The following is a 24,536-nucleotide window of genomic DNA, read 5'->3' on the forward strand; positions in this document are numbered from 1 at the left end:
AAATAAATCATTCATTCAGGATTCTATATTTATCAAAATAATATGTTATTTCTCTTTTTGCCACTACAATTTAAAAAAATTAGAATTTTTTAGCAAGGTGATTAGTTACATAAAATTCAAATCTTTCTTTAGGATCGGTTTCACCATAAATATTAAATGTAACCGTAGGTTCATTACCCACAGCTTGAACTTGATGTATTGTCTCAGGTGTAAAACTAATTAAATCACCAGGTTGTAAATTTAGTTCTCCCACTTTTTCAATTTTATCAGGAAATTCATCTGTGGGATTACGTCGCCAAAATGTGTTTTTTTCCTGACCTTTTAAAATAGCAACTATTCCCCAAGTTCCATGATTATGAATATTAGAAGTTGTTCCTGGTGCAAATGTGACTGTTTGCAATGTTAAGGGAAAACCCAATTCATCGTATAATAATAAAACTGATGTTCCGGTTTTCGGATCTGGTTCTAAAACTTGACTTTGTACCCAATAGGAATTAATCATTAATCGCCTCACTAACATTCTCAGTTGAGGAAGACAAGTTGATTCATCCTCAACTTGATTGAGAACATCTTCTACTTCTGTAAGAAAGCGATAAAGGCGATAATTATCACGTAATAAATCCCAGTCTCTCGCGGATTTACAAATTTGATGTTTTCCATCTCCAGAGATAAACCAATCCTGACCTTGCATAATTTATATCGTATAAATCTAGAGTGTAAACTGTGAATATTTAGGTAAAAAAACCATAGGAGGATTAGCTTGAGGATTTCTAATTTCAGGAATTGGAGGATTTTCCGGTTGTCCTGGTAAAATAATGGTATTATTGCTAGATGCGGATAAGTTGAAATAGGGAATTTTTACAGAAAACCAAGTGTTCATAGTTAGTGATTGGTGATTGGTGACTAGGGAGAATTAATTTAAAAGTCAAATATTCTGTTCCCTGTTCCCTAAGAATTACAAATTATTCATCTTCTTCTGGGGGACGGGTTAAAATGTCGAAAAGAATACTAGCACCAAAATCATTTTTATTATCAATACCTTGAATTTTGGTACTGATTTCTTTAGCTTCTTCTAACTTTCCTAGTTTAGCTACAACTAAACCAGAAGCAGCATAAGCATTTAAGAATAATCTGATATTGGGTTCTTCTTTTCTTAGTTTTAGTATCGGTTGCAGTTCTTCCCAATTATCAGGTAAATTCTCTATTTCTTTTATTTTAGCAATTATTTTTTCGGCTGTTGTCAGTGCTAAACTATAATTATTTTTGTAATAAAAATATCTGTAAGCTGCAACTAAAATATCTGTATTTTCTCCGGTTTTAGCTAAAGCTTGCTGCATATATTTTGCTGATTCTTCTGTATTTTCCCATGTTTTTGCGGCTAATATTAATAGTTCTTTGACTTCATCAGATACATCAAGCCAGGAGAATTTGTTTTTGGTTTGCATAAGATTTCAAAAATATAAATTGATTGTCAGAATCAGGATTTTCAGGATTAAATTTACCAATTCCCAATTCCCACTCTAAGTTATTTTATAGCATGGACTAGAAGTAATTATGTAAAATTTTATATTATCTAAATATCTATATATAGGGGTTGCTGAGAAAGTCTTTTCGTGGAGGCAGGGAACTCTTAACAGGGAACAGGGAACAGTTTTAGCTATCTGTCATCCCCCCATTTTGGGATTTCTTGGTTTCAAAATGCACGGTTTTTCAGGTATACCCTTCAAAAGTCTTGCACTTTTTTCCTCTTTATCAACCTCAAACCTTTGATTTATAAAGGGTTGCGCTTTATTCAGCAAACCCTATATAGCGTTTCCCAGTCTCATGAGGTACACCCACAAGTGTTGAATCCTGCAATAAAACTTTACAATCTTGGCGTTTTACCCAGGTAAAACCTATTCTCTATTGAGAATAGAGTCATTAATTGCTCAAATTTGGTATCACTGATACCAATGCACAAATTGGACAATATCCTCAAAATCTTAACATTCAACACTTCTGCTATAAAGCTTATCTAAGTTAGGTAAACTATTGTAAAGTTAATTTTTGATAATTAATATTTTTTAAACTTTATCAAGATATAAATCAGTTTGTTAAGCCTTTAATAATAGTTATCTCAACTTGTACATTTATTCATTCAGCTCATATCGAAATTGTGTAATCTGGAAAAAACTAAGCTAAATAATTAAATAGAGGTCTAATGACTCCTACAATTATGCGTCAGCTTTGGTCTATAGTTGAAGCTGCTCAAACTGTAACTCTTTTGCAGCTGGACGATGCCAGCTTGGTACAGTGGTTAGTCAAACAGACCACAAAACAAGCCCTATTAGATCCCCATGAAATAGATTTTCTTTGTGACTACATCCGCGCTCGGCTCAGTCTTATCCGTGATCTTGCTTATGAACGTCAACAGTCATAGGGTATTGGTGATTGGGAAAAATAACCAATGACTAATAACCAATGACTAATAACTAATGACTACTGACTTTTTTGTGGTAAATAACCTTCAACTAAACAGTCAGAACCGACGACACGCCAATTAACTCTTTCTAGGGGTATAGCTTCTGTCATAGAAGTAAAACCTAAATCACCTACGGGTGTAGGAGCATGACGACCACCAATGATTTTAGGAGCGATAAAAGCCAGAATTTTTTGGACTGCATTTTGAGCGATCGCACTTGCGGCTAAAGTTCCTCCGCATTCCCATAATACGCTGCAAAAACCACGCTCATATAGATAAGCCATAACATGATCTGGTGTGAGCAAGGGAAATTCCACCACTTCCACACCCCTGTTAAGCAACATCTGTTGAAAATCTGGGGAACTGCCCACTGCTGTTAACACCAAAGTATGAGCTTCCGCCACTTCCCACAGACGGGCATTTTCTGGCAAATTCAAACTGCGACTCATCACCACCCGCAAAGGATTATGTCCTTCTTGCTGACGAGTTGTTAAATAAGGATTATCCTGTCTAACGGTATTACCACCGACAATGACAGCATCACAAGCTGCCCTGAGTTGATGTACTTCGCTGCGGGCATCGGGATTTGTGATCCAAGCACTATGACCAGAATTAGTAGCAATTTTGCCATCCAGGGTCATAGCATATTTCAAAATGCCTAAAGGACGTTTGTGGAGAATGCGATGGATAAAACCTTCATTTAGTTTTTGACAAGCTTCTTCTTCCACCCCTACGACTACTTCTATTCCCGCATCACGTAAACGAGCAATACCACCTCCTGCTACCAAAGGGTTAGGATCGACCATACCCACAACTACCTTAGATACACCAGCTTTGATTAAGCCTTCGGAACAGGGAGGAGTGCGTCCGTAATGGTTACAGGGTTCGAGGCTGACATAAATTGTAGCGCCACGAGCTTTTTCTCCTGCGGCTCGGAGGGCAAAAACTTCGGCATGAGGTTCACCTGCACGGGGATGAAAACCTTCCCCGACAATTTCCCCATCTTTGACAACCACTGCCCCCACCAATGGATTTGGTGAAGTGCGTCCCAAAGCACGCCGGGCTAATTGCAAACACCGTTGCATCATCAGGGAATCAAATTCACTACTTACCATATTTGAGGACATTGTGACTGGGGAAGAGGTGATTGGGGACTGGTGACTGGTGACTGGGTACTGGGAAAAATTTTAGATTTTAGATTTTAGATTTTAGATTGGAGTTAACAAAAACAATCCAAAATCCAAAATCCAAAATAAAAAAACTCCTGCCTCCTGTTCCCTGTTTTATGAATTATGAATTATGAATTAATTTCATTTTTTGCCACCAACGATTGAGAGGGTAATAAAGCACAGGAGCCCATAGACTACTAAGAATAGCAGAAGCTAAGGCCACACGTTGGTAATATATCCAGATGTCTTCCGCTTTGCGGAAACATTCTGCACCACAGCTACCACCCATGAAAGAAAATTGCAATGCCAAAATAGTATTTGACACCACCGCCATGCCAAAGACGATTAAAGCAATAGAAATAAAGTCTTCTTGGATAAAACGCTGCTTTTGAATTAAGCTGCTCAGAATTCCTACAATTCCTAAACTGATGGCATGGGACGGGTGAGGCGCTGTCAAAGCATCTTGCAGTAGACCTAAAATGATACCTGCCAATGCACCTGCAAATATAGAGCGTTTCACACTCCACGCTACTACCCAAATCAGTAACCAGTTAGGTCCAATACCCAATAATTCCATGCCTGGGAATCGAGTTGGCAACATCAATAAACATAACAGCACTGAGCCAGATGTCACTGTCCAATCCATGACTTGACGTAGCCAGGGATGCCAATCTGTTAGTTGGGGAATTAAGGATTTGGATTTGCGGACTGGCTTTCTTCCTTTATTGCTTGTGCTGCCAGGAAATCCAGGAATTTTCATGGTTTTGCTCAATTTTTCAGGTAATTGGTGATCGGTGATTGGTAATTGGTAATTGGTAATTGGTAATTGGGTTATAAATCTTCCCCTGCTTCCCCTGCTTCCCCTGCCCAGTCACCAGTCACCAATCACCTCTTCCTCAGTCACCTATTAGTTTGGTTGTTCCGGATCTGTATTTTCTGGACCTGGATATACTGTTACCCAATCTAAATAGCGTATTGGTGGGAATAATTCAACTTTGGCTACTGAGGTGGGGAGTTTCTTTAAATCTAAAGATTTGATTCTGCCTACTGGTACACCAGCGGGAAATTTCTGACTGTAAGTAGAGGTAGAAACTAAATCTCCAACTTTGACATTGGGGACTTTTTCATAAAACTCTAGCACTCCTTCGCCGGAAGAATCACCTCGTAAAACTCCTTTAGCAGATGTACGGCTAATAGTGACACCTACTTGACTTTTCAGATCGCTAACTAATAATACACGGCTAGTATTGGGAGTGACGCTTTCTACTAAACCCACTAAACCGCCTTCTGCTTTGACCACAAAACCTTTCTGAATACCTGCTTTTGTGCCACTATTTAAGGTTACTTGCTGCCACCAATGGCCAGCACTGCGTCCTATTACCCTGGCTACTATTGGGCGTTTTGCAAGTGGTTCTTTCTCTACGTATCCCAATAAACTTTGTAGTTTTTGATTTTGGCTTTCTAGCTCTACTATCCGGGTTTGCAATTCTAATAACTTGGCTTCACGGATGCGATTTTCAGGAGTGTTTCCTGGCTGCAACGTCTTTAATGGAGTGGCAATACCTAGATATATCTCCATCACTAGCGCCCCTTGAGTCTGTCGTAGTGTCCAAGCACTACCAAAGACTAGTGCTAACAAAACGATTTGTAATCCCTTATTTTCCCACCAACGGCGTGCCGTAAACATTTATGCCTGTTTATATTTGATAAATTATTAAGATAGAGCAGAATTAAGAAGTCAGGAGTCAGGAGTAAAACTGGCGAAAGTGTATAGGTTTCAATTTAGATTTTGTACCTCATTGTTCTGCAATCTGCTGTATAACAGATAGGAGTTTTAAAAGCTGACTGCTGACTGCTAACTGCTATATTAAAATAATGGCGGCTATATTATTTTATAGCTACAGAATCCATTATCTTGTTTTCGCTTTTGGCTACATATTGCGAGAGTGTCCGCTGAATACTCTTTCTAGCTGCTTGAAGTTTTCTAGCACACGACCTGTACCCAAGACAACACAACTTAAAGGATCTGCTGCAATATGAGTGACTATACCTGTTTCATGACTAATTAGGGTATCTATTCCTTTAAGTAATGCGCCCCCACCTGCTAACATAATTCCTCTGTCAATAATATCTGCTGCTAGTTCTGGGGGGGTGCGTTCTAGTGTACGTTTAACAGCTTCTATAATTACTGACAATGGTTCTAACATACTTTCTCGAATTTCTGCACCTTTGATTGTGACTGTTCTTGGTAATCCAGAAAGCAGGTGTAAACCGCGGACCTCCATGATAGCATCGTGATCATCGTCGGTAGGATAGGCAGAACCAATGCGAATTTTGATGTCTTCTGCTGTTCTTTCACCAATTACCAGGTTATGAACTTTTTTCATATACTGAATAATTGAGTCTGTTAATTCATCTCCGGCAATACGTACTGATTCGCTGATGACTGTTCCTTGTAAACTGAGTACAGCTACTTCTGTTGTCCCACCACCAATATCAATGATCATGTTACCGGTGGGTTCGGCGACTGGTAAACCAGCACCAATGGCTGCTGCTACTGGTTCATCAATTAAATATACTTCCCTGGCTCCGTGAGAAGCGGCAGTCATTACAGCTTGTCTTTCTACCCCTGTAACACCGCTGGGAATACCAATGACTATCCGTGGTAAAATCAGTGACTTACCTTCATTTACTCGCTGGATAAAGCTTTTTAGCATCAGTTCGGCCGTCTCAAAATCAGCAATGACACCATCACGCAGGGGGCGGACTGCTATTACATTACCCGGTGTCCGTCCGAGCATTTTTTTGGCATCTTCTCCTACTGCTAGTGCTATTTTTTCATTTTGATCAATGGCAACTACTGACGGTTCTTGTAGTACAATTCCTTTACCAGATACATAAACTAGGGTGTTGGCTGTACCGAGGTCGATACCCATATCCCATGATGAGCGAAAGTTACGAAAAAGACCCACGCGTATCTATGCCCCCTATATGCGCTAAGAATTTGATGATAAGTGTGAGATTTAATTTTCCTGGATTTTATGATCTTTCGTTGCCTGACTCCAGTAAATCAGACTATTTTTTTCTATAATTTTTGTCAATGTTGATGGCTGTTGCAGTCATCTTGTTTTCTCTCTTCTCAAGTTCCTACGTATAACCGTATAATTTTGGCGATGATGACAAGTAATTTTTAAAGCATCTGGGAAAATTAATATATATTATGGTTAATTACTTAACATATTTTCCAGGTTTTTACAATTGGTTATTATAGGATCAAAAATCAATCAGTACAATCATACTCAAGTTGAACAGTAATTTAAGACTAAGGTAAGACCGATGAGCATTAATGTTGTCACTCTGGTTGGACGGGTAGGTGGCGATCCGAATATCAGGTATTTTGAGTCGGGCAAGGTTAAATGTGAGTTAACTTTAGCGGTTAATAGAAAAACTCGCAATAGTGATCAACCGGACTGGTTTAATTTGGAACTGTGGGGAAAAACTGCGGAAATAGCAGGTAATTATGTGCGTAAAGGCAGTTTAATAGGGGTTAAAGGTTCTCTGAAATTTGATAGTTGGAGCGATCGCCAAACAGGTGCTAACCGTTCAAAACCAGTCATCCAAGTAGAACAACTAGACTTACTCGGTTCTAAGCGCGACGGAGATGGTGGTATGGGGGATATGTCTCCAGATAATTTTTAGGTCTAGGAGTCAGGAGTCAGGAGTCAGGAGTCAGGAGTCAGGAGTCAGGAGTCAGGAGTCAGGAGTCAGGAGTCAGGAGTCAGAATAAAGATAAATATTCCCTGTTCCCTGTTCCCTGTTCCCTGTTCCCTGTTCCCTGTTCCTAATAACTAATTTGCAAAGTTACTGATGCTTGTACTTCCTGTTCACCACCGACTATGGGGGTAGAAGCATCTGCGAGGTTTGCTTTAGCAATTTCAACCCGTTGTAGCATTGGTGGTGGGGGCGCACTTGCCCCATTAATTTGAATACTCACTATTTCTTTTGGTTGAAAACCCAAGGTGTCAAGAACTGCATCGGCTTGTTGTTGGGCATCCTGGGTAGCTTTTTTCAATGCTTGTTTTTGGGCGTTACTAATAGCTTCATCTGTAGCTACAAAACTGATACCATTAATTTGTGTGGCTCCGGTTTTGACTGCTTCATCTAATAATGAACCGACTCGCTCGGTGGGAAAGCGAAAACTAACGGTGTTGCTGGCTGCATAACCTGTAATTCTTTGGACGTTGTTGGTATAACTATAAACTGGGTTTAGGCGCACTCCTGTGGTTTCTAATTTCTGCACATTCCGGCTTTTCAGTAAGGCTACCACGGCGGATGACCTGCGGGCGGCTTCTTTTTGTACTTCTTGGGCTGTTTTTCCTTGAACTTCTACACCTAAACTAACTTCTGATAAGGTGGTAGCAATTCTTTCTACTCCGCGACCGCTAACGGTTAAGGTGCGCCATAATTTGGCTTTTTCTTCGGCTGATGCTGGTAGGGTAAATATCATACATATTAATAAGGTGGAATAGAGTATTTTTCCCAGGTTCTTGATTGGCAGGGAAGAAACTGATAAAGTATTTCTAGACATAAAATGCACACTCCTCAACAAAATCAATATATACACACTGTAAACTTTTCAGGGTTAACAGTTCACTCCTATTGTTTGATAGGATTGCTATGTTGATAGTTTGGCACTGTCTAAATACAAGTTTGCTTTGGTTACATTTTTGGTAACAAATTATTTAATTATTTATTTAATTATTTATTTAATTATTTTTATTCAATTCTTGTTTATATTCTCGCCAATTTGGCATAAATTGATCCATTAAAGCTTGAAATTTAGCGTTATGGGTGCGTTCTAACAGGTGGGTAATTTCATGCACTACTACATATTCTAAGCAATGAATAGGTTTTTTTGCGAGTTCTAAATTTAACCAAATGCGTTTAGCTTGTATATTGCAAGTTCCCCATTTTGTTTTCATGGTTTTTATTCCCCATTCGTTAATATTTACACCTATGATTTTTTCCCATTTAGCTATTAATGGGGGAATTTGTATTTTTAATTGTTGACGATACCAAGAATTTAAGACTTTTTGCCGTTGTTCTGTATTACTTCCTGGTTTAATATACAAATCAATATATGTATTATTTCTAATTTCTATTTGTGCATTTCCAGGTTTTTCAATCACGTTTAATATATAGATTTTACCTTGAAAATAATGATTTTCTCCTGATGAATATGCTATTTTTTCTGGTGTGTTTTGGGTTTGATAATTAGATTGATTATTATATTGAAACTTAATTTGATGTTTTTTTATCCATGCTAATTTTTCAATTACAAATAATCGCAAAGATTCATCATTTATATGTAAAGGTGTGGCAATTCTTACTCTTCCATCTGGGGGATAAACTGCTAAATGTAGGTTTTTAATGTCTTTTCTGACGACATCTATGGTTAATTCTCCGATGGTTATTTGATAGGTTTGCATAGTTTTTAAAGGAGTCAGGAGTCAGGAGAATAAATAATTACCAATTACCAATTACCAATCACCTTAATATTCACTTTGCTGTTTTATTATCTCAAATATACTTTCTAAATCTTCCGGTTTGATATATTTCTTAATGGCGTTTTTAATTAATTTCTCTTTCATTTTATTTTCTCTCCAACTATCTTGTTTACTATTCCTCACTGCTGCATCTATATCTAACGCTAATTGTTCATTTTGCTCTAAATTATCATATAATGATCTTTTAGCTGGTGTGTCTAAACTCTCAGGATATGCTGATGATGTACTCGGTTGGTGAATTTGTTTAGCTAAGGCGACTATTTTTTGTAGGTATTCTTGATATGCTGCGGTTTCGTTTTCGCGTTTTTCTATTAGTTCATTTAACAAGGTTGACATTTTCTCAAAGTATTTGGGGTTGGTGGGTTATTGTTCTATAATTAATTTCCGCAGGTTGTTTTCTATGGTTTCTGCAACAGCGGTTTTATTATTTTTAATTCCTGGAGGTAAGCTATTAACAGCACTCACTCCATTATTAACTATTAATTCTACCAAAGTCAGATTTTCAAAGTTGGCTAAAATTTGACTTTCTGCTGCACCAATATAACTATCTATCAGGTGACGCATATCATTTTGATAGACTTTAAAATCTATTTTATCACCACTTGCCAATTTAATTTCTTCTGAGACAACTTGGTAATGTTTTACTTCTTGTTGAATATCAAATATTTCTCTAGTTGTATATCCTGCGGTTTCTAGTTCATTGGCGATATTTGCGTATTTTCTTACCAAAGCAGCTACACTTTTATATAATACTAATCTTCTGGGTTCGGTGGTTTGTAAATCTTCTGGGTTTTGGGTATTACCACAAAAATATTTAATATAATCTGGTGTATGATAAGGCGGGTTTACGGGTTCACAAAGGGCTTTTAGGGCTTCTCTGGCGGTTTCGAGGTCGTTTTTGCCTTTTTCTAATCTATCGGTTAATAAGCCGTTTATATCATCCTGATCATATTCGCTAAATGCTTCTGATGTGTAATCATGAACTGATTTTTCTAAACTTTTAAATAGGTCTTTATAATCTATAATATAACCATATTCTTTGTCTGGAGTATGTAAACGGTTGACTCGACAAACTGCTTGAAATAAATCATGATCTCGCATTGACTTATCTATATATAAATAAGTTGCGGGTGGTGCATCAAAACCAGTTAACAGTTTACTCACAACTATTAATAATTGCATCTTTTCAGGATGGTGAATAAAGTCATTTTTTACTTGGGTTTCAAATTTATCTGGTTTTTGTCCGTTGAGCATTTTTTGATAGATTTCATATTGATGAATTTTATCGGTTTTTCCTTCGCCGGTGGTTTCTCCTTTGATGCTTTGCAGTGAACCATCATAAGATGTAATTATGGCGCATTTGGTAAAACCGGCATTTTGGAAGATTTCATAATATTTACAAGCTTCGTAAATACTTCCAGCTACGAGAATGGCGTTACCTTTATGATTTTGTAATCGGTCTTTTGTGCTAAAATCAAATATGATATCTTTGACTATTATCTCTAGTCGAGATTTGGAACTGAGGAGTTTTTGCATTGTTCCCCAGCGTTTTTTGAGTTCTGCTTTGGCGGTTTCTGTTAATTGTTTGGTTTTACTTTCAAACCATTGGTCAATTTTGCTTTGGGAGGTGATATACTGCTCTACATTGCGAGCTTCATAACGTAAGTCTAAAACTACTTGATCTGCTACTGCTTCGTTAAATTTATAGGTATGAATATAGTTCCCAAAAACTTCGATGCTTTTCTGTTTGTCTTGTTTTAATAATGGTGTTCCGGTAAAACCGATAAATAAAGCTTTGGGTAATATTTGTTTCATGGCTTTATGTAGTTTACCGGACTGGGTGCGGTGACATTCATCGACAAATACATAAAATTCTCCCTGGGGTTGGAAGTTTTGGGGGAGGTGGCGTTTTAGTTGTTTGATAAATTCTTGGTAGTCTTGAGATTCGTCATTACTGCTATTTCTCCCGAATTTATGAATCAAGGAACATATTAATGAGTATTTGGTATTTTGTAATTGGGTAATGAGATCCTGACTGCTTTGGGTGCGGTAGATGTTTTCGTTGACACCTAAAAATATACTTTCTATTTGTGCGTCTAGTTCTTCGCGGTCGGTAATGATTAATACTCTGGCTTTTGGGTTATATTCTCGTATCCATTTGGTTAACCACACCATTGTTAAGCTTTTTACGCTGCCTTGGGTGTGCCAGATAATACCACCTTCTCGACGTTTGATATATTCTTGGGCGGCTTTGATACCTAAGTATTGATGAGAGCGACAAATTTTTTTAATACCTCCATCAAATAGGGTAAAGTCGTGGATGATTTCTAAAAAGCGTTGTTTTTCGCATAGTTGTAATATGTGTTTGTCTAAGATATTTGTAATTTCGCTGTGGGTGTCTTCTTTCCAGGTAAGGTAATATTTTTCTGGGGTTTCTATTGTGCCGTAGCGTAGTCCTTGGGTGTCGTTACCTGCCATGACTAGCTGTATGGTGTTAAAAAAGGATTTGATAAATATTGATTGTTGATTATCTAGGTTTTGGCGAATTGCTTCGGAAACGGGTACGGTACTGCGTTTTAGTTCCAGCACTGCTAAAGCGATGCCGTTAATGTATAAAACTATATCTGGTCGTTTGCTGTTTTCGCCTTTGATGCTGACTTCTTCGGCAATGTAAAAGCTGTTTTTTAAGGGTTCTTCCCAGTTGATCAGGTAAAGGGTTTGTGTGTTTTCCCCTGCTTCGGGTTTGATTTTGATACCGTAACGCAGCAAGGTGTATATTTCTTTGTTGATGTTGTAGAGGTTTTGGGTTTTGTTGTTGGTGTGTTTTGTTAGTTCGTGAAGTGCTTTGTTGATGAGTTCTGGGGGGTATTTTTGTCTGTCTCGTAAAAATGCGGTGAGTAAGTCGGTTTCTATGTTGCTGTTGTTTGCGCGGTTGTACCAGTTTCCTATGTATTGATAACCTAGTTTTTGGGTTAGTAGTGCGATGACTCGGTTCTGGGTTGCGCGTTCTGGTTGTCCGACTTTACTCATGGTTTTTACTGTTTATTTCTTAGTATATTATTTCTCACGCAGAGTCGCAGAGGCGCAGAGAGGGGTTTTTGTAATGAGTATTGTAATCTGGTTTGATTTCTTATGTTATAATTAAGGTCATTTACTAATTAATTAAATGATAAAATCTAGAAGATAAATGTCAAGATATGTCATGTAATGAAAAATAATTTTTGGAAAATACAACTGCTAAAGTATAACTGCAAGTTTACAGGAGGTAACAATCAATGATAAGTTTAGAAATGGCGATCGCTAAAATTAAAAAATTACCTATTGAACAACGGAATGAGGTGATTAAGTTTGTGGAGTTTTTGGAATTTAAAGCAGAACATTTTGATCTAAGTTCGGAAGATGAAAAAAAACCAGAAAAACAAGTTTCTTTTGCAGAAGTGGCACAAGATTTTATAGGTTGTTTAGATAGTAATTTGGAAGATTTATCTTATAATCCCAAGTATATGGAAGGGTTCGGTAAATAGTGCAAAAAGGTATAATTATAGATACAGGGGTTTTAGTAGCTTTTCTGATGTCTAGGGATAAATTTCATGACTGGGCTGTAAATTCACTCACAAATATTGAGTATCCTTTGTTGACTTGTGAAGCTGTTTTAACTGAAGTTTGCTTTTTATTACAAAGAGTTCATTCAGGTTCAAATAAGGCTTTACAATTAGTCAAACAGGGATATATTGATGTTTCTTTTTGTTTAGATCAAGAAATTGAAGCTGTGGAAATGTTAATGCAGCGTTATGAGTCTGTACCTATGTCTTTAGCAGATGCTTGTTTAGTCAGAATGTCTGAAATTTATCCAAATTCTTCAATACTGACATTAGATAGTGATTTTACTATTTACCGTAAAAATCGCCATCAAATCATTCCTTTAATTATGCCAGATTTTTGATTTTACTGTTTATTTTTTAGTATATTATTTCTCACGCAAAGGCGCAAAGTCGCAAAGGTTTAAGATCGCAAAGAGGGGTTTTGGTAATGAGTATTGTAATCTGGTTTGATTTCTTATGTTATAATTAAGGTCATTTACTAATTAATTAAATTTTTACTATTTACCGTAAACATCGCCATCAAATCATTCCTTTAATTATGCCAGATTTTTGATTTTACTGTTTATTTTTCAGTATATTATTTTTCACGCAGAGTCGCAGGGGCGCAGAGAGGTTTTAAGAGGTTGGTTGGGTTTCACTTTGTTCTACCCAACCTACAATTACAATTACAATTTTATGGCATTATATCATCTAATTTAAGTTTTAATTCTGGAAATAGTGGAGAGGTTATACTCTCTCCTAAGGGATATCTTTGTTGTTGATATACTCCATTAATTAATTGACAAATTGTTAATGTTGGTTGTTTTGGGTTGCCTATAAATTGTATTCCTCCTAATGCACGAAAGTCTACTATCCAATATTCTGGTATTTCTAAAAAGGCATATTCTTCTATTTTTCTAGCATAGTCATCTTGCCAGTTTGTACTGACAACTTCTGCAACTAATTTAATGGTTTTACCGTTACAAATTATCGGTTCTTTTTGCCAAAGTGGTTCTTGACTCAGTTGGTTTTTATCTAATACAATGACATCTGGACGGAGTGCTGTAGCTTCCGCAGCAGGGGGTTTAATTAAGCAAGTTTTTGGTATTAACCAGTTTAATTTATGATGTATAATTTGTGTATAAATTCTCCCGGCTATATTTCCCGCAACTTCTTCATGGGGTCCTGTTGGTTCCATATCTCTGAGTTCTCCATCAATTAGTTCATAACGGGTATTTTCCCCATATTCTTTTAAAAATTGCTCAAAGGTGAGTGCTTTTATTGGGGTATAAGTCATAAGTTTATATTGTATTTGCGGTTGGTTTTATTTTAACTAATTTTTAAGTTCTATTCAATATTACTGATTTTATAGGGTCTTGGTTTCGCGCAAAGGCGCTAAGGTGCAAAGTCGCTAAGGAAGATCATATAATTATCAATTGTCAATTATCAATTGTCAATTATTCTCGTTTTTCCTGTTAGTAGTTCTTGCATCATTCCCTGTTTAATGTTTTTGTATTTCTCTCTTTTCTTTTCTAATGCTTCTATTTCTTCATCCATTTCTGTTAGTATTTTCGCTATTGCTTTTTGTTCAGGAAGTGGGGGGATAGGAATTTCTATATTTTTTAAATTAATTGTATAAATATGAATAACAGAACTTCCTTGCCCTAGATTAGATTTTTGAACATTTGCTTGATAGGAATTGAGTAAATAACTCAGAAAATAACTATCATCTTTATTAGGACTTAATATTATAATATCACCACCAGCATAGGCTTTTTCGATTCCAAGATAAGCAAAACATTTCCCAATTTCTTCAAAAGTTTCACCTGATCCAGCAAATAAAATATCTCCAGTATTAATTTCAATTGATTCTTTTGCTAAGTCATAAGATATTCGTGAGTATAAAACTTTGGAGTAGTAGTTATATTTAGTATAAATTTCACCATATAAAACGCATGGTTGACCGTCTTGAGTTATAGATTTTTTAGGTAGATTTTTTCCTTTTTTAAATTTTCCAATATCCCCCAATTTCTTCACCTCCCACTCACCACTAAAACCAGGTAAGCGTTTTTTACCAGTCAGGAGTTCTTGTATTGTTCCCTGTTTGATGTTACGCTTTTTGGTGATGAGTTTATCTATTGCTGTAATTAGGTTATCTACATCACTGAGAGATTGAGCGATCGCTTTTTGTTCAGTAAGTGGGGGAAGGGGAATTTTTAATTTTTGGAAATAGGGAATACCTATAGTTTTTATAGTAGTACCAATAGCAATTCTTTCAAACTCTGACTTTTTAAATTGAAACCAATAATATAGAAAATGGTTATCCAATTGTAACCCACATTGCCAAGCGAAAAAATGCTGACTAACAGCCATTACATCTTTAGTAATAGCACTTTTTCCAACACCTGCATCTCGTGATAAAACAACTGATTCCGATGGATGTAATACTGCTGAAGAGTTAGCAATACCAGCCATAGTTATCTTTTCAGTAGTATCATAAATATATATTTGATCAAAGCGATTTGAGTCTTTTAATGATATCCACTTTATATTACCATTCCAATATTCAGAATGTTTTTTATCAGGTGTATGGCCACTTCCTCGTTTCGCAACCGAATCCAGTAGAACTGCTTCCCAATCTACAGGAATAACCCCCACCTCAGAAACCTTAAAACCATCAGGAACACTCATAAAACCCCCAAAAAAAACAAACAAAATATCAAATCCATCCGCGTTTATCTGCGTTCATCTGCGTTCTACCTTGGGAATATCTGTTTTCCCAATAACCCGCCCAGAAATGAATTTCCGGGCTAATAACCAAAGTCTGTTAAAACAGACTATATAATTATAATTATATTCAGTCGTCTTTAGACGACTTTTGCTATTAGCGTCATAATTCATTATGAGGCGGAATTGTTAGCTTTATTTCTAATCTTCTGTAAATCTTTAAAAAACTCCTCTCTTGTCACTTGATCTAAAATTCCCCTCCTTTCCTTTGTATAGTCACCTTTGTTATTTTCAGGTTGTTGTAAAAAATCAATCTTCTCAATTTTATCCATCACCAAACAAACCCCATATTTTGTAAATGCTGATCAACCAAACTCGTCAACCTATCCACCTCATCACTCAACTCAAACAAAGGAGTATCATAACGTTCACCTAACTCCTTAATTCTTTGCGTCAACCGTTGAGAAATACGATCCATTTCTGCATTTATCCCCTGTTTTAAAGTCCGCATCCATTTATCATCCACCACCAAAGTCTTCACTTCCTCCTCCGTCAACTCCTTATATTTCCTTAACACCTTATTATGTAATTCTTGGGTAGCGTCTTTAATTTTTTTATTCAAAATTGCTTCTGACTCTAGCAATTGTAAATAGGATTTTAACACCTGCAACTCTTCCGCATCTGCAAATAAAGGATTTTTTTTGATTTCCTTAATTCTCACATTAATATTAGTCTTGGTAATTTTCCCACTGTCATTAGTCACTTCTTCTAATAAACCTTCTTCTCCTGCATATTCTTCCTGCATTTCTTCCTGTTGTCTGATTATATCATCTTTTTGATTTTCCAACTTTTCTATTTTACCCTGTTCCGTAGCAAAATAATTGTTAATGATTAAATCTTCTGGTATCAATTCACAAACATAATCTATAGTTACACCTTTTTTATTAGTTATCGGTGTCAGTTCTGCTTTCCAACCATCTTCCACTATCATATACACATCATCCCGCATCACTTCCAACCAATAGGTTAAAAGATATTGATAAACGTCATATTTATCTATTAACTTTTGTCCCGTAAATGCTGCGAGTAAATTCTCACCTAATTTATAGATAATGTCCTTGGGTTGATCTCCTGGTTGGATAGCTTTTAATAATGGTGTATGTTGTTTTTCCCAAGTTGTAAAAACCTGCTCTATTTGCTGACTATATTGGATAAATTCAGGATGATGAAAAATACAATTTTTGACATCATTTGCAGCAACTTTTAACTGTTGATATCCATGGTTTTTCGTTGGTGCAAATAATTCTTGTTGTAAGTTGGGGTAAACTTGCCAAAATTCTCCTAATGCTTGAATATCATTCTCTGGTATTCCTCCCAACAAATGCGCTGCAATATCTTGAATGTCTTCCGCTTCTTGGGAGTCTATATAACGGGGAATGTTCAAATTAAAATCATTTTCGGCAATTTCCGCTATAGACACCATGCGGGAATATTTAGCAATTGCTAATTGCTTATTAAACACATCGACAATTTTGTGTATATCCTGTTCCCGCAAACGGTTTTTATTGCCATCTTTGACAAATCCTTTACTAGCATCTAGCATAAAAATGCCTTGAGATTTACCCGTGTTTGCTTTATCAATGACAATAATACAAGCAGGAATTCCCGTTCCATAAAAAAGGTTAGGAGGTAAACCAATTATACCTTTGATGATACCTTGATTAATGATTTTTTTTCTAATATCTGCCTCGGCATTACCCCGAAATAACACCCCATGCGGTAAAATTATCGCTCCTTTTCCCTGGGGTTTTAAGGAGGCAATTAAATGTAATAAAAAAGCATAATCTCCGTTTTTCGCTGGGGGTATTCCATAACCATAAAAACGCTCAAATTCATCCTTTTCTAAGTCAATTCCTGTACTCCAAGCTTTTGCGGAAAAGGGAGGGTTAGCAACTGCAAAGTCAAAGGTTTTTAAACTACCATCGCTATTTTTAAAGTGGGGAGTTGATAAAGTATTATCTTGTTTAATTTCTGCGGTAGGATGTCCATGTAAAATCATATTCATCCGCGCTAGGGAGTAGGTAGCGTTATCCATTTCTTGTCCAAAAATGCTGATTTTAATATCTGTTTCATCAGCAGCTTTTAATAATAATGAACCACTCCCACAGGTAGGATCATATATACTTTGTTGGGGACTGGTAACGCTGTTAATTCCGATGACTTTTGCAATAACGCGGGAAACTTCCGCAGGGGTGTAAAATTGTCCTTTACTTTTTCCTGACTGGGTGGCAAAGTTCCGCATTAAATATTCATAAGCATCTCCTAAAATATCATCTCCATCGGCGCGGTTTTTGCTAAAATTTAAAGCAGGATTTTCAAAAATGGCGACTAAATTTGTTAGTCGTTCTTTCATTTCCTGACCTTTTCCCAGTTTATCCTCGTCGTTAAAATCTGCATCATTAAAAATATTACCTAAGTCGTTAGCTTCAGCGAGATTTTTAATAATGAGATTGATTTTTTCACCGATATCTTTTTTACCTTTTAAGTTAACAATATCCTGAAAACTGCCATTTTATGGTATTTCTATAAGTGCATCTTCCGCATTTGCATATTTATCAGATACGTATTTAACAAATAATAAAACTAGGACATAGTTTTTATATTGGGAAGCATCCATCCCTCCCCGCAGTTCATCGCAGCTTTTCCATAAAGAACTGTAAAGTTCGCTTTTTTTAATTGCCATTTTGTGTATCCTGGAGATGCCCGAATTAAAGAATTTTTAGGAATTATATTTTAACAATTATATTCATTATATATTATTAACAATTGATTTGTAAAGTTAAAAATTAGATTTCCCCTTATTAATGGTGGTTAGGGGGGATCTGAATTTTACAATATCCTCTGATTATTAACCCAATTTTTAACAGCTTTTCTAATTGCCCTTCTACCTTCGTTTCTATGTTCTTCTATCAATTTTGGTAATTCTCTAATTGGTAAACCAGGAAAAACTAAACTTGTTTCTGATTCTATATATTCACCATTTTCTAAGAGATAAATCTTCAATTTTCCAGCATCATAACACCAAATTTCTGGTACTCCCAAGCGGGCATAAATAGGAAAACGATTTAAAGATTTACTGGTAATATCAATTTCTAAAGCTAAATCTGGGGGCGGATCTTGGGTTAAATCTAAATCTAATTTACCTCTAACTTTTGCTTCATTTTGTAGGTAAAAACAATTATCTGATTCTAAACCTGCTAGTCTGGTTTCACGCTTCCAAGTAGTTGAACCATAACTTTCATAATCTAAATCTAAAGTATCAGCAATATCTTTAACTAAATCACTAATTACTTCTTTATAATGTTCATGTTCTGGTAAAGGTGTCATAATTTCTAAAGTTCCGCTATCATAAGCTATGGTAGCAGCGCGAGATTGTCCTAAATTTTGTAAAATATTTTCAAATTGTTGCCAGCTAATATCATATAATACGACTCTATCAGCGCGATTTTTTACAGCTATCATATTTTTTCTCGCTCCTAAATTCTGGCAAGGCTATGATCACAACTAGGAGTAAGATGCTCCTAATACTCAAATTTTACGTTTTTATGTGTGAAATTTGGCAAATTGAAATGCAGATGAATAAATGGAGAATAGGAGACTCGAACCCCTGACCTCTGCGGTGCGATCGCAGCACTCTACCAACTGAGCTAATTCCCCTTGATCATATCCTATTTTAACACTCGGTTTTGATATTGTTCACATCTTGCTGCAAAAAAATTTCCTGTACCCGTTCTAATTCCAACTCTGTCAAATAGTCAACTGTCCAGTTAGCTTGACGCTGTAACATATGAAATGGGTAAGTATTGGCAACTCCTACAACTTGCATCTGAGCGCGTTTTGCTGCTTGAATACCCGCAGGAGTATCTTCAATAGCTAAACATTCCTGACTTTGCAAATTTAAATCTGGATATACTTGATTTAATTTTTCTACAGCCAGCAAATAACCTTCAGGTTGAGGTTTACTGGTAGTGATGTCATCACCTGCAACGATAACCGTAAAATATTCAATCAGGTTAGCACGTTCTAGCACCAGTTGGATTTCTTGACGCAAAGCACCGCTAACTAAACCGAGTTTAAGGTTTTGCGATCGCACCTGAAAAATTAAATCTTCTATTCCTGGATACAAAGGCAATTTTTCCAGTGTCTCCAGTTCTTGCACATAAGCCTCAGCTTTACGTTGCAGCAATTCCATTAAATACTCTTCTGTAGCCACTCTACCACGATTTTTCAGTAAATCTTGAAAACAAGCGCGATCGCTCCTTCCCAAACAACCTTGACGCTCATGCAGCTTTTGCGGTTGCAAATTTTCCTGCACTAGAATTTCATCTATTAATTTTAAATGAATTGGCTCATCTTTGACAATGACACCATTGAAATCGAATAAAACCGTCTTTAAACTCATGTAAATACGCCAATACCATAATAATTAAGATCCTTACCAATAATTATTATGTATTTTGGCGTGCATGACCAGCAAAGATACCCGACTTCTGAAAAAATTAGGTTATGCGGTTTTTTTCTGCTCAGAAGTTGACAGATAAAGATAAATGTATTATGTTTGTAATACAAACAAAAATAGCTGATTACTGATTACTGATTACTAATAGCTGAATACTTTTTTATGCCTTACGAACAACTAGAAATTAACACAAAATCCCCCGTTTTATCCTGGGCAAATCATCCATTAGGCTCAGATGAAATGACAATGGCCAAGAATGTTGCATCCTTGCCATTTGTATATAAACACGTTGCCTTAATGCCCGATGTTCACTTAGGAAAAGGAGCGTTAGTTGGTTCAGTTATTGCCACTAAAGAAGCCATTATTCCTGCGGCTGTCGGTGTAGATATTGGTTGCGGAATGTGTGCCATAAAAACACCATTTACAGGTGAACAATTAGCAGGTAAACTAAAGAAAATTCGCCAAGATATAGAAGCAGCAATTCCCACAGGATTTAATGAAAATAAAGATGTAGAAAAAGCTGTAACAAATTGGCAGAAATGGCGCTCATTTAAAGACTTGCATCGGGGAGTGCAAGACTTAGAAAGTAAAGCCATGAAACAAATGGGTTCTTTGGGTGGGGGTGAAAGATTGCCCCATCTTACAGTAATGTAAGATTAAAAACTCGTCCAAATCGGTGAAAGCTGGGATGCTAATACCGAGGGAAGCGGTAAAACGCCCCGTAGAGAGTAGAGGGACTTGGGCATCCTAAGAAATTAACTAATTGATTAGGATGAAGGTGTACTCCGAACTATACCGAACAAGAAGGTATAGAATCAAGCAGAAATGACTTGATCGATTGCTACTTTCATCTATGATATTGTGGAATCATGGAAACCACTAATATCACACTCAATAACCCCGAATATGCCTACTTATTTGGCTTCATTCAAACCGATGGTCATCTATACAACAACACTCGTGATCGAGGCCGTTTAAGTATAGAAATCAATAAACAAGATGAAGATATATTGTGGGCTTTTAAGAATCTGATACCGTTTAATTCCTCCATTACTGAACGCACTCGCAATACCAATTTTAGTCAGAATTACACCTCAGTTATTTGGAGAGTTTATGATAAACGGTTTCGAGAGTATCTTGAATCTTGGGGTTTACCAATAGGTAGTAAATCAGATGTAATTAAACCACCGAGTTGTAGTTTCTCAAAAGTTGATTATTTTAGAGGTTTAGTAGATGGAGATGGATCTTTAGGGTTTACCTCAAATGGCTTTCCTTTTCTATCCTTCGTTACATCTAGTTCCCATATTTGTTTTGAATATATAGACTTAATTCAGCAAATTGTGGGTAAAACAAAAACCTCTAATAGAAATACTAGAGATAACATTTACAACATCATGGTTTATAAAGAGGACGCTCAAATACTGGCAAAATATTTATATTATGATGGTTGTCTGGCTTTATCTAGAAAAATCATCAAGGCTAATGAAATATTAAGTTGGAGCCGTCCTCCTGATATGAAGAGGGTTAACAATAGGAAATTTTGGACACCTCAAGAAGATCAGTTTATTACTACCCATTCGGTTGAGTGTTCAATGAAAGTATTAGGCAGAAGTCGAAACAGTATTGAAATGAGACTGTGGCGACTTAATAAGCTTAACCAGCAATCAGTAACAAATTGAACCACTTTATCGAAGTTTGTCTCGATACAGAGAACCAAGTTTGGCTAATGTTACATTCCGGTTCTAGAAACATTGGCAATAAATTAGCACAATGTCATATTGACACAGCTAAACAACTAGCAAAAATGGCAGGTGAGAAATTACCAGATCCAGATTTAGCCTATTTTGTAGCAGGAACACCAGAATTTAAAGCCTACTGGGAAGACTTACAATGGGCGCAAAATTACGCACTTTCTAACCGTGATGTCATGATGGCACGGGTGAAAAAAATCATTGAAAAACATCTCTCAGGAGGTAAAACCTTTAAACCTTTATTAGAGGTAAATTGTCATCACAACTACGCCGAAAAAGAAGTACATTTTGGCGAAGAAGTGTATGTCACTCGTAAAGGTGCAGTGAGAGCGAAACAAGAAGATTATGGTATTATTCCTGGTTCAATGGGAGCAAAATCTTTCATTGTTAAAGGTAAAGGAAACGCTCATAGTTTTTGTAGTTGTAGTCACGGTGCAGGGCGTTTAATGTCAAGAAATAAAGCCAAAAACGTCTATACTCTTGATGATTTAATCGAGCAAACAAAAGGAGTAGAATGTCGGAAAGATACAGGGGTTTTAGATGAAATTCCTGGAGCATATAAACCCATTGAGCAAGTCATGGAAAACCAAGCAGACTTAGTACAAGTGGTAGCAACACTTAAACAGGTTTTGTGTGTAAAAGGATAAGGAAATAGGGAACAGGGAACAGGGAACAGGTAGTAATTTATGTTTATCCTGACTCCTATTCTTTATCTGGCCTAACACTTAAATATCTATCTTTGCGAATAGTATTAATTACAGCTTGAATGTAACTTTCTGCTGCTCCTAAAGTTTTTAATAAATGATTTCCTAACTCTAAAGCTGCTTCAAATTCAGGTTGTACGACTTCCTTCGCACCCATTTGGGTTAAAATATCAATTTCCTTGTTATTATGTGAACGAGCAATGACATCTAAATGGGGTGCAATAGTCAAAGCATTTTTTAAAAGTAAACGGGTACTAGCAGCATCAGGAAGGGCGATCGCTAAAGCTTTGGCAGTGGCTAAATGTGCTTTTTCTAATACTAATTCTGAATCTGCATCACCAAAAATATAAGGTATTTGACGCATTCTTAATCTTTGTACAGATGCTTCGCTATTTTCAATAACTAAAACTGGATATCCTTCACTTTGTAAGATATTAACAACTACTTGCCCGACTCTACCATAACCTGCTACCACTACATGATCAGTCATTATTTCTGGCATAGATATGGTTTTGGGTGCAGAAAATCTTTGTAAGAAATTCGCTAGTACGGGATTTTGATTTAAATTATCGGCAATACAAGGAGCAACTTTGAGAGAGAATGGTGTAAGAATGAGAGTAATTGCTGTTGTTCCTAATAATAAAGAATAGGTTTGTTGAGATATCAATTCTAATTGCAACCCTACCAAAGCTAATACAAAAGAAAATTCACCAATTTGGTTAATTCCCAAACTGACTATAATTGCATTTTTGAGAGAGTAGCCAAACTTTAAAACAATTCCGAAAATAATTACTGCTTTACCTAGTAATACCAAAGCCACAAGTTCTAAAATTATAGCAAAATTGCTGATCAGAATAGCCGGATCAATCAACATTCCAATAGAAGCAAAAAACAAACTAGCAAAAGTATCTCGCAAAGGTAAAATTTTCGCTAAAGCCTGATCAGCATAATCAATTTCTGATATCATTAAACCAGCAACAAACGCCCCCATAGCAATAGAAAGACCCAATTTTGCAGTTATTACAGCAACTCCTAAACATAAAGCAATTAGAACTAATAAAAATAATTCATTGCTTTCTGTTGCAGCAATATTGCTTAACACACGAGGCACTACCCAGCGACTAAATATAATTGCAATTACTACAAATATTGTAATTTTAACTAAAGCCAAACCGAGAGCTACTGCAATATTTTCAGGTTGTTGTAAAGCTGGAATTATTGCCAACATCACACCCAAAGCTAAATCTTGAGCGATTAAAATTGCCAGCATAATTTGCCCATGTACTGTATTAACTTCACCCTTTTCTGTGAGGGTTTTTAATACTATTGCTGTGGAAGAAAGAGATAAAACTGCACCTAAAAAAATGCCTTTTGTAATTCCAGAAGCCCAGCCTGTGGAGAGGGTAACTATTGTTACTAAGGCAATTGTTAAACCAATTTGTAATAAACTACCTTTAATAGCAATATCTTTAACTCGTTTGAGTTCTGCTAAAGAAAATTCTACACCCAGCGCAAACAACAGGAAAGCAACTCCAATTTCTGCTAAAGATTTAATATCATCAACATTGCTTAATAACTTAAAACCAAAAGGTCCAATAGCAAAACCACTAACTAAATAACCAAGTATCACAGGTTGACGCAACCGATGGGCAAAAAATCCTCCTAAAGCAGTAGCGACTAACACTGTTGTGATATCCAAAATTAAACTATGTTCTGTTGGCATCTTTTTTTTGACTTTATGAATTTATTTTGTTATCAACTGATGTCACTTACTTTCAGAGTAGCTTGAATTGATAACAGTAAACAGGTAAACAGGTAAACAGATACCCGACTTCTTGAAGAAGTCACGGATCTATATCCAGGGATATAAAAAAACTGGGAATTAAAAAAAACTTGGAATTTAAAAAACTTGGAATTTAAAAAAACTCCAAGTCTGAAATTAAGATTTATTGGTTTTGTAAGTAGGGGTTGCTGATAGCGTAGCGTGGCGTTAGCCATATAAATCCGAAAACTTTACAGGTAAAGGGTTTTAGCTATTTTGACTTTCAAAAAGTGCA

24 protein-coding genes, 1 tRNA gene and 2 pseudogenes are annotated in these 24,536 nt (G+C 36.3%); 7 read left to right on the forward strand and 20 right to left on the reverse strand.

All coding sequences use genetic code 11. From position 1 onward, the window contains the following. Window positions 1-79: 79 nt before the first annotated feature. The 3 genes from IQ237_RS07030 to IQ237_RS07040 all read right to left on the reverse strand — a co-directional run bounded on the left by IQ237_RS07030 (window position 80) and on the right by IQ237_RS07040 (window position 1,445). Window positions 80-691: a cupin gene (locus tag IQ237_RS07030; protein ID WP_194053648.1), complete on the reverse strand. Its 612-nt coding sequence runs from the start codon at window positions 689-691 to the stop codon at window positions 80-82. Between the two features lie 18 nt (window positions 692-709). Further along, the gene (locus IQ237_RS07035) at window positions 710-880 is read right to left on the reverse strand and encodes a hypothetical protein (RefSeq protein WP_194053650.1); all 171 of its coding nucleotides are present in this window, start codon (window positions 878-880) and stop codon (window positions 710-712) included. 82 nt (window positions 881-962) lie between these two features. Further along, window positions 963-1,445, reverse strand: coding sequence for a hypothetical protein (locus IQ237_RS07040; protein ID WP_194053652.1), 483 nt, complete (start codon window positions 1,443-1,445; stop codon window positions 963-965). Window positions 1,446-2,200: 755 nt separating this feature from the next. On the opposite strand from IQ237_RS07040, the gene IQ237_RS07045 reads away from it, so the two are divergent. Further along, the gene (locus IQ237_RS07045; protein WP_096568007.1) at window positions 2,201-2,419 is read left to right on the forward strand and encodes a hypothetical protein; all 219 of its coding nucleotides are present in this window, start codon (window positions 2,201-2,203) and stop codon (window positions 2,417-2,419) included. A 59-nt stretch (window positions 2,420-2,478) separates the two neighbouring features. Here IQ237_RS07045 and ribD read toward each other — a convergent pair whose 3' ends face one another. The 4 genes from ribD to IQ237_RS07065 all read right to left on the reverse strand — a co-directional run bounded on the left by ribD (window position 2,479) and on the right by IQ237_RS07065 (window position 6,566). Next, entirely contained in the window at window positions 2,479-3,576 is a 1,098-nt protein-coding gene (gene ribD / locus IQ237_RS07050; RefSeq protein ID WP_228019800.1) for a bifunctional diaminohydroxyphosphoribosylaminopyrimidine deaminase/5-amino-6-(5-phosphoribosylamino)uracil reductase RibD, read from the reverse strand. 175 nt (window positions 3,577-3,751) lie between these two features. Then, window positions 3,752-4,390, reverse strand: coding sequence for a rod shape-determining protein MreD (gene mreD / locus IQ237_RS07055; protein ID WP_194053656.1), 639 nt, complete (start codon window positions 4,388-4,390; stop codon window positions 3,752-3,754). 147 nt (window positions 4,391-4,537) lie between these two features. Continuing rightward, a complete protein-coding gene (gene mreC / locus IQ237_RS07060; protein WP_194053658.1) occupies window positions 4,538-5,317 on the reverse strand; it encodes a rod shape-determining protein MreC in 780 nt (259 codons plus the stop codon). A 244-nt stretch (window positions 5,318-5,561) separates the two neighbouring features. Further along, a complete protein-coding gene (locus IQ237_RS07065) occupies window positions 5,562-6,566 on the reverse strand; it encodes a rod shape-determining protein (protein WP_194053660.1) in 1,005 nt (334 codons plus the stop codon). A 400-nt stretch (window positions 6,567-6,966) separates the two neighbouring features. Here IQ237_RS07065 and IQ237_RS07070 point away from each other — a divergent pair, with 400 nt between their 5' ends. After that, the gene (locus IQ237_RS07070) at window positions 6,967-7,329 is read left to right on the forward strand and encodes a single-stranded DNA-binding protein (protein ID WP_194053662.1); all 363 of its coding nucleotides are present in this window, start codon (window positions 6,967-6,969) and stop codon (window positions 7,327-7,329) included. A 142-nt stretch (window positions 7,330-7,471) separates the two neighbouring features. Here IQ237_RS07070 and IQ237_RS07075 read toward each other — a convergent pair whose 3' ends face one another. The 4 genes from IQ237_RS07075 to IQ237_RS07085 all read right to left on the reverse strand — a co-directional run bounded on the left by IQ237_RS07075 (window position 7,472) and on the right by IQ237_RS07085 (window position 12,227). Continuing rightward, window positions 7,472-8,218, reverse strand: coding sequence for an SIMPL domain-containing protein (locus IQ237_RS07075; protein WP_194053664.1), 747 nt, complete (start codon window positions 8,216-8,218; stop codon window positions 7,472-7,474). A 178-nt stretch (window positions 8,219-8,396) separates the two neighbouring features. Continuing rightward, the gene (locus IQ237_RS07080) at window positions 8,397-9,119 is read right to left on the reverse strand and encodes a M48 family metallopeptidase (protein WP_194053666.1); all 723 of its coding nucleotides are present in this window, start codon (window positions 9,117-9,119) and stop codon (window positions 8,397-8,399) included. A 63-nt stretch (window positions 9,120-9,182) separates the two neighbouring features. Further along, window positions 9,183-9,533, reverse strand: coding sequence for a hypothetical protein (locus tag IQ237_RS26175; RefSeq protein WP_228019802.1), 351 nt, complete (start codon window positions 9,531-9,533; stop codon window positions 9,183-9,185). 27 nt (window positions 9,534-9,560) lie between these two features. Then, entirely contained in the window at window positions 9,561-12,227 is a 2,667-nt protein-coding gene (locus IQ237_RS07085) for a type I restriction endonuclease subunit R (RefSeq protein WP_228019805.1), read from the reverse strand. Between the two features lie 245 nt (window positions 12,228-12,472). Between IQ237_RS07085 and IQ237_RS07090 the strand changes: the two genes are divergently transcribed. Both IQ237_RS07090 and IQ237_RS07095 read left to right on the forward strand, forming a co-directional pair. Beyond that, entirely contained in the window at window positions 12,473-12,721 is a 249-nt protein-coding gene (locus tag IQ237_RS07090; RefSeq protein WP_194053668.1) for a hypothetical protein, read from the forward strand. Continuing rightward, window positions 12,721-13,140: a PIN domain-containing protein gene (locus IQ237_RS07095; RefSeq protein ID WP_194053676.1), complete on the forward strand. Its 420-nt coding sequence runs from the start codon at window positions 12,721-12,723 to the stop codon at window positions 13,138-13,140. Before IQ237_RS07090 ends, IQ237_RS07095 begins: the two co-directional genes overlap by 1 nt. 332 nt (window positions 13,141-13,472) lie before the next feature. Here the strand turns inward: IQ237_RS07095 and IQ237_RS07100 are convergent, their stop codons facing one another. The 8 genes from IQ237_RS07100 to IQ237_RS07130 form a co-directional block, all read right to left on the reverse strand. Then, window positions 13,473-14,075: a Uma2 family endonuclease gene (locus IQ237_RS07100; RefSeq protein ID WP_194053678.1), complete on the reverse strand. Its 603-nt coding sequence runs from the start codon at window positions 14,073-14,075 to the stop codon at window positions 13,473-13,475. A 149-nt stretch (window positions 14,076-14,224) separates the two neighbouring features. Further along, on the reverse strand, window positions 14,225-15,469 hold the full coding sequence (locus IQ237_RS07105) for a restriction endonuclease subunit S (protein ID WP_194053680.1): 1,245 nt from the start codon (window positions 15,467-15,469) through the stop codon (window positions 14,225-14,227). A gap of 209 nt (window positions 15,470-15,678) precedes the next feature. Then, window positions 15,679-15,837 (reverse strand): hypothetical protein, encoded by a 159-nt coding sequence (locus tag IQ237_RS07110; RefSeq protein WP_194053682.1) that lies wholly within the window; start codon window positions 15,835-15,837, stop codon window positions 15,679-15,681. After that, window positions 15,837-18,059, reverse strand: a complete 2,223-nt coding sequence (locus IQ237_RS07115) for a type I restriction-modification system subunit M (RefSeq protein WP_309225703.1) — start codon at window positions 18,057-18,059, stop codon at window positions 15,837-15,839. Before IQ237_RS07115 ends, IQ237_RS07110 begins: the two co-directional genes overlap by 1 nt. An 18-nt stretch (window positions 18,060-18,077) precedes the next feature. After that, the gene (locus IQ237_RS26180) at window positions 18,078-18,248 is read right to left on the reverse strand and encodes a type I restriction-modification system subunit M N-terminal domain-containing protein (protein ID WP_228019808.1); all 171 of its coding nucleotides are present in this window, start codon (window positions 18,246-18,248) and stop codon (window positions 18,078-18,080) included. Window positions 18,249-18,394: 146 nt separating this feature from the next. Beyond that, window positions 18,395-19,027 carry a Uma2 family endonuclease gene (locus IQ237_RS07120; RefSeq protein ID WP_194053684.1) on the reverse strand — a complete coding sequence of 211 codons (633 nt, stop codon included), beginning with the start codon at window positions 19,025-19,027 and terminating at the stop codon, window positions 18,395-18,397. A 122-nt stretch (window positions 19,028-19,149) separates the two neighbouring features. Further along, window positions 19,150-19,222 (reverse strand) — tRNA-Ala (locus IQ237_RS07125). Window positions 19,223-19,238: 16 nt separating this feature from the next. After that, complete coding sequence (locus IQ237_RS07130) at window positions 19,239-19,967, reverse strand: HAD family phosphatase (RefSeq protein WP_194053686.1); 729 nt, start codon at window positions 19,965-19,967, stop codon at window positions 19,239-19,241. 219 nt (window positions 19,968-20,186) lie between these two features. Between IQ237_RS07130 and IQ237_RS07135 the strand changes: the two are divergent. The 3 genes and pseudogenes from IQ237_RS07135 to IQ237_RS07145 all read left to right on the forward strand — a co-directional run. Beyond that, window positions 20,187-20,648: pseudogene (locus IQ237_RS07135) on the forward strand (RtcB family protein); the annotation flags it as partial. Between the two features lie 245 nt (window positions 20,649-20,893). Beyond that, the gene (locus IQ237_RS07140) at window positions 20,894-21,703 is read left to right on the forward strand and encodes a hypothetical protein (RefSeq protein WP_194053688.1); all 810 of its coding nucleotides are present in this window, start codon (window positions 20,894-20,896) and stop codon (window positions 21,701-21,703) included. Further along, a pseudogene (locus tag IQ237_RS07145) lies at window positions 21,703-22,422 on the forward strand (RtcB family protein); the annotation flags it as partial. The gene IQ237_RS07140 and the pseudogene IQ237_RS07145, both read left to right, overlap by 1 nt. A 55-nt stretch (window positions 22,423-22,477) precedes the next feature. Here IQ237_RS07145 and IQ237_RS07150 read toward each other — a convergent pair. After that, entirely contained in the window at window positions 22,478-24,202 is a 1,725-nt protein-coding gene (locus tag IQ237_RS07150; RefSeq protein WP_194053690.1) for a cation:proton antiporter, read from the reverse strand. Between the last annotated feature and the right edge of the window lie 334 nt (window positions 24,203-24,536).

Origin of the sequence: Sphaerospermopsis sp. LEGE 08334, assembly GCF_015207205.1 — a bacterium.
Taxonomy (GTDB): Bacteria; Cyanobacteriota; Cyanobacteriia; order Cyanobacteriales; family Nostocaceae; genus Sphaerospermopsis.

Excerpts from the sequence above, each read along its gene's own strand:
- IQ237_RS07030 (WP_194053648.1), bottom strand. The coding sequence starts at position 691 with ATGCAAGGTCAGGATTGGTTTATCTCTGGAGATGGAAAACATCAAATT.
- IQ237_RS07035 (WP_194053650.1), bottom strand. The coding sequence starts at position 880 with ATGAACACTTGGTTTTCTGTAAAAATTCCCTATTTCAACTTATCCGCA.
- IQ237_RS07040 (WP_194053652.1), bottom strand. The coding sequence starts at position 1,445 with ATGCAAACCAAAAACAAATTCTCCTGGCTTGATGTATCTGATGAAGTC.
- IQ237_RS07045 (WP_096568007.1), top strand. The coding sequence starts at position 2,201 with ATGACTCCTACAATTATGCGTCAGCTTTGGTCTATAGTTGAAGCTGCT.
- ribD (WP_228019800.1), bottom strand. The coding sequence starts at position 3,576 with ATGGTAAGTAGTGAATTTGATTCCCTGATGATGCAACGGTGTTTGCAA.
- mreD (WP_194053656.1), bottom strand. The coding sequence starts at position 4,390 with ATGAAAATTCCTGGATTTCCTGGCAGCACAAGCAATAAAGGAAGAAAG.
- mreC (WP_194053658.1), bottom strand. The coding sequence starts at position 5,317 with ATGTTTACGGCACGCCGTTGGTGGGAAAATAAGGGATTACAAATCGTT.
- IQ237_RS07065 (WP_194053660.1), bottom strand. The coding sequence starts at position 6,566 with ATGGGTATCGACCTCGGTACAGCCAACACCCTAGTTTATGTATCTGGT.
- IQ237_RS07070 (WP_194053662.1), top strand. The coding sequence starts at position 6,967 with ATGAGCATTAATGTTGTCACTCTGGTTGGACGGGTAGGTGGCGATCCG.
- IQ237_RS07075 (WP_194053664.1), bottom strand. The coding sequence starts at position 8,218 with ATGTCTAGAAATACTTTATCAGTTTCTTCCCTGCCAATCAAGAACCTG.
- IQ237_RS07080 (WP_194053666.1), bottom strand. The coding sequence starts at position 9,119 with ATGCAAACCTATCAAATAACCATCGGAGAATTAACCATAGATGTCGTC.
- IQ237_RS26175 (WP_228019802.1), bottom strand. The coding sequence starts at position 9,533 with ATGTCAACCTTGTTAAATGAACTAATAGAAAAACGCGAAAACGAAACC.
- IQ237_RS07085 (WP_228019805.1), bottom strand. The coding sequence starts at position 12,227 with ATGAGTAAAGTCGGACAACCAGAACGCGCAACCCAGAACCGAGTCATC.
- IQ237_RS07090 (WP_194053668.1), top strand. The coding sequence starts at position 12,473 with ATGATAAGTTTAGAAATGGCGATCGCTAAAATTAAAAAATTACCTATT.
- IQ237_RS07100 (WP_194053678.1), bottom strand. The coding sequence starts at position 14,075 with ATGACTTATACCCCAATAAAAGCACTCACCTTTGAGCAATTTTTAAAA.
- IQ237_RS07105 (WP_194053680.1), bottom strand. The coding sequence starts at position 15,469 with ATGAGTGTTCCTGATGGTTTTAAGGTTTCTGAGGTGGGGGTTATTCCT.
- IQ237_RS07110 (WP_194053682.1), bottom strand. The coding sequence starts at position 15,837 with ATGGATAAAATTGAGAAGATTGATTTTTTACAACAACCTGAAAATAAC.
- IQ237_RS26180 (WP_228019808.1), bottom strand. The coding sequence starts at position 18,248 with ATGGCAATTAAAAAAAGCGAACTTTACAGTTCTTTATGGAAAAGCTGC.
- IQ237_RS07120 (WP_194053684.1), bottom strand. The coding sequence starts at position 19,027 with ATGATAGCTGTAAAAAATCGCGCTGATAGAGTCGTATTATATGATATT.
- IQ237_RS07130 (WP_194053686.1), bottom strand. The coding sequence starts at position 19,967 with ATGAGTTTAAAGACGGTTTTATTCGATTTCAATGGTGTCATTGTCAAA.
- IQ237_RS07140 (WP_194053688.1), top strand. The coding sequence starts at position 20,894 with ATGGAAACCACTAATATCACACTCAATAACCCCGAATATGCCTACTTA.
- IQ237_RS07150 (WP_194053690.1), bottom strand. The coding sequence starts at position 24,202 with ATGCCAACAGAACATAGTTTAATTTTGGATATCACAACAGTGTTAGTC.